A 270-nucleotide genomic window follows, 5' to 3' on the forward strand; every position below is an offset into this window, starting at 1 on the left:
GAAAAGACCAATCAGTTAACTTGAATGAAGAGCCAAAAGCAGAAGATTCAGTAGAGAACTTTGGAGACTTACCAACAGGAACAACAGCGTCATTCAAAACACCAGTTGACACAAGTTCAGCAGGAGATAAACCAGCAACAGTTGTAGTAACATATCCAGATGGAACAACAGACGAACTAGAAGTAACAGTAAAAGTTGTAGACAACAGAACAGACGCAGATAAAAACGAACCAGTAGGAAAAGACCAATCAGTTAACTTGAATGAAGCTC

Annotated in this window: 1 protein-coding gene; it reads left to right on the top strand. The window is 39.3% G+C overall.

Translation table 11 applies throughout. The annotated features are described in order from the left end of the window. The coding region (locus HZY83_RS00015) for a Rib/alpha-like domain-containing protein (protein ID WP_255460126.1) at positions 1-270 on the top strand (270 nt) is incomplete at both ends.

The sequence above is a fragment of the Gemella sp. GH3 genome, from assembly GCF_013415425.1.
In the GTDB taxonomy this organism is placed as follows: domain Bacteria; phylum Bacillota; class Bacilli; order Staphylococcales; family Gemellaceae; genus Gemelliphila.